At 55.9% G+C, this 3,900-nt stretch carries 3 protein-coding genes and 1 pseudogene; 2 read left to right on the forward strand and 2 right to left on the reverse strand.

Annotated features, from left to right (window positions below; all coding sequences use genetic code 11):
* Positions 1–388: hypothetical protein (locus ACMV5O_RS21155; protein ID WP_416165287.1), on the forward strand; the 388-nt coding region annotated here is incomplete at its 5' end.
* A 60-nt stretch (positions 389–448) separates the two neighbouring features.
* Here the strand turns inward: ACMV5O_RS21155 and ACMV5O_RS21160 are convergent.
* Positions 449–1,561, reverse strand: coding sequence for a hypothetical protein (locus ACMV5O_RS21160; RefSeq protein ID WP_416165288.1), 1,113 nt, complete (start codon positions 1,559–1,561; stop codon positions 449–451).
* Positions 1,562–1,823: 262 nt separating this feature from the next.
* A pseudogene (locus ACMV5O_RS21165) lies at positions 1,824–1,991 on the reverse strand (IS200/IS605 family transposase); the annotation flags it as partial.
* Positions 1,992–2,982: 991 nt separating this feature from the next.
* Here ACMV5O_RS21165 and ACMV5O_RS21170 point away from each other — a divergent pair.
* On the forward strand, positions 2,983–3,540 hold the full coding sequence (locus tag ACMV5O_RS21170) for a hypothetical protein (protein ID WP_416165289.1): 558 nt from the start codon (positions 2,983–2,985) through the stop codon (positions 3,538–3,540).
* Positions 3,541–3,900: the final 360 nt, after the last annotated feature.

Genomic DNA, 3,900 nt, shown 5'->3' on the forward strand with positions numbered 1-3,900 from the left:
GCGACTGCTGCAGACGGTCCAGAACATCAAGCTCGCGGTACAGGCCGGCATCGTGCCGGAGGGTATCCAGAGCCGGGCATATTTGCGCCATCGGGTGTGCTTGTTGTTGAGGATGACGGCATGGATTGTCCCACAGGCGGGCTTCTTGACGCCTCTCACGACCGCGCTATCCGTATTGCTGAAATTCGTACTGAGCACACTGGGCATTGCTGTTCCACCGATCACCGAGCGTGAGCGAGGCCGCGTGCGCGTAAAAAGCCAGCGAGCCGGAACCCCGCGCCACGCGGGGGACGTACCAAAAGGAAAGGGCCCGGAGAAAATCCGAGCCCTTGAATATGGTGGTGCTGGGGCGACCGGCATCGAACTGGGAATTGGGGCTTGTGGGTAAGCAAGGGTAATGCGGACGGTTTTCACAGCATCTTCCTGAGCAAGAAGTAATCCGATGTGTCTACCGAACTCTAGAACTGCTCCCTGACCCGATAACAGGAGTCTGACTCAACACGTTCTTCGCACGTTTAAAGTGATAGTCAACAATCTGGACATCCGCGACCGGATTTCCGGAATGTTCAAACTGCAAAGCTTCAAAAGCTGCGGACGACAACACCAGCCTGCCTAATCGCGTTGAGTCCTGAACTGTTACAGATATTGGCGTGCTCTGTACCAACGGATTCCCTATCAGTAACTCAGTTCCAATCGGAAAGAAATTGCTGGCGGCAACCAAAGTCGTGGGGTCATAACTGATCGACGAACTCATAGGACGCCCTTGAAAGCCGTCCGAAATCATAAGAACCTGTATCGCCCTAGGCTCCTGCCATTCACGAAGAAGTTCCTCATAGCCTCCGTACTCAAAATTATTAAAATCAAGCCTGGATCCTATCCATTTTCTTTGTATGGATCCTTGTTGATCCCTATACAACAGAGCCGCATTGTAAAATTCAACTCGCGCGTTATCCGGGATAATAATTGCACCCCAATTATTGGTTGGAATATTTCCTATTTCTCTTCCTTGCGCATCTCTAATCTTTATTGGGCCCAATACTTTTCCTGCGTCGTCCGAAACCCAAATCCTATCCCCACCTCCTTTTGCTATTTCGATTTCTTTGCCTCCACGACTACCGACGAATTTTAGAGGACTGGTATGCACGGAAAGACTATGGTCAGCAATGGGCAAACTAAAGATCGGCTTGCTACCTTCGCGGCCAATCCTCTTGACCGTGACTGCACCTTCCAACCTATTCGCATTTTCATCCAAGGCCAAGAACGAAACATTTCTTTCGGATACGAGACGATCCCCAATATATAACGCGAGCCTATCAGAATACGCGAAATCGTAGCCCATAGGTATTGTCAAAGTGAGAAGGAATATTCCCACAAACCCCCCTCCTAACCATAGAGAGATACGCCTTCCCTTTTCATCCAGCTGCGCCTCTTTGAGAAACGGCGGCTTGCCATTAAACACGCCATAAAGCAGAAAAACGACGGACCCAATAATAGATGCTATCAGCAGTGTTTCTCTGGCATCCTTCGATATCACCCAGTCAACTAGTTCCTTTTCTTCCATGATTCCACTCCGGAATAGTGGATCGCCAGTCGCCCGGAACCGTCAAACGATAACTGCGAGCCAGATGAAACTTTCAACCACGCGGACATCTACTCGAAACCCGACAAACCACTCCTAACATCCTTCATCTATAGTTGCCCGCAGGTCGTTTGTCTATGCATCACATCGACCGGACACATGTAGGCCCGTCAGATACCGCGGGCAAAGCGGGTGACTTGAAATGACGAGCGCCTCAAAATGCGCCGATGGAATCAAGAGCGATTCAGCGCAGACATTCCAACGGAAGACGCATCCGCTCGTATCGCTCGTCCTCCTCTCCCCGAGCGCGGATGTGGGGCCGAACAATCCCTTCGTTCAGACCGACCGTTGAAACGGGGTAGGCGAGTGCCCAGACATGCTCGCCGGCGAGGCTCGTCTGCCGACCTCCGAAGTGCAGCCCCGCTGCTCTTGATATATTGAGGCGACCGATCAGTCCCGCTGACCGTCCGCTCCCGCTCACCCCACCCCAACCGGCTCAATCAACCCCGGCTCATCATTCCTCACGTTCCCCACCGCCCGCGACACCGGATGCATCGCGATCGCCGCATCGGGACACGGCGCGACCAGTGGCTGGACTTGGTCAACCACAGCACGTTTCAAACATGCCTTCGTAAGCCATTGATTTGTATAGAACGCGTGCGAAACCGCCTTTCGCACAAGCAGAGAGTAGAGAGCCCTCTCTGCCTCATTTTTGTGCAATTTATGACGAATACGGTCTTTGTGGCGCGACCGTACCTTTCGCACGAATCGCCGGAACCCGCGCCAGCGCTGGCGTTACGGGCAGATAAGACAAAGCCCGGAGCAAGTCCGGGCTTTGAGGGTATTGGTGGACCGAAGGTCTACCGAAGTGTTGCAAAAACACTACAAAACATATCGAGTTTTGGCGGACGGCCTTTCCCAGTTGCCCCCAAAGTTGCCCCCACAGATCGCAGGCGACTTTTCTGCCTGCAGTAACCATCCTCCAGAGGTACTTACCTCGGATTCCCCCTCGCTTGTCCGTCCGAGACGCTGCCCTCGGTCGGGGAACTTCCTTGGGCCCTCTCCGAACAGTTTCTTTGGGTCCCAGAACTGCAACGTGCCGGAGCAGAGTGTATGCCCAGCCACTCAATCCAGGACAAGTTGACCTACCTTTCCGCCGAATGCATGATCCGCAAGCCATCTCAAACAAGGATGGCCGGGCGTGGAAACCCGCTTTGACACAAGGCAGAAAAGCCCTCTCGGGAGGGTTTTTCTCGTCGCATGACCTGAGCAGCCAATGGCGGGCCGTGCGAGGCCAGCTTCGGCTGGGCCGGGTCCTTGTGTCCGGTTTCCACCCTCGTACCGGTCCGCCTCCCACCGTGGAAAGTGGGTAGCGGATTTAACCGCCACAAGGAGTTCTAGTCATGGTTACCTCCGCCTCTGCACCCTCTGCAGCAAGCCCTGCTCGTCCCCAGCTTCGTTTTCATCATGAAGCCCAAGAGCCGCTTCACCGCCTCCCCTTTATCGGCCGGCAGCACGGCGAAATCCGGTTCTGGGATGTACCCACCACGGGCGGCTACGTCGGCGGCAATCTCACCGGCGATGCGCTCGCCAGGATCTTTCTCGAAACGCTTCGCCAGCAGCCTGATGCAGCCACCCCAGGCGCCTGGCTCGGATGGATCACGATGGGCTGGATGCACCATGTCTTCGACATGGTAGGCATCAAACCCGACCTCGACCCCGAAAGCCGACTCAACACTCTTCGAGGCCAAGTCGTGGGTTTCACGTCTGTGCTCTCGGATGTCCTGAGGGACGCGCTCAGGAATGCAGACACCTCCCTTCCTCCACTCAACGAGGAGGAGTGCCTGCGGCAGGCAAACGAAGGCCTTGAAACGCGCACTGCCAAGCCGGCCATCATCCGCATGGCCGGAGCGCGAAGCGGCCGAAGGCAATCGAGGAGATCCAAGCCTGCGAATGACTAACTAGCACTCATGCGCCCGATCGACCGCGCACGCTGGGCGCTCGATCGGGCACTTTCATCCCGAAGGAGGGGAGGTGAGTGTGGTCACCCGATTTGATGCTCCGATGATCACGTAGCGCGATGGCCTGCAGAGGCCCGCCGCCGAATTGAAACGCCGCCCGGTGATGCTGAGGGGGCGGCGTTTGTGCTTGAGGACGGTTCAGAACGGTGGATCGTCCGGGTAGGCCGAGCGGAACAGGTCGGGCTGGACGAAGTCGGGTGCGACGAGGTGCTCGCGCGATCGATCCCGGTAATAGCGCTCGATCTGGCCGAGGTAGTGGGACTCGAAGAGCATGACGAAGTCGTGGAGCACGCCCTGAAG

It is taken from the genome of Thauera sp. WH-1, assembly GCF_047806685.1.
Lineage (GTDB): Bacteria > Pseudomonadota > Gammaproteobacteria > Burkholderiales > Rhodocyclaceae > Thauera.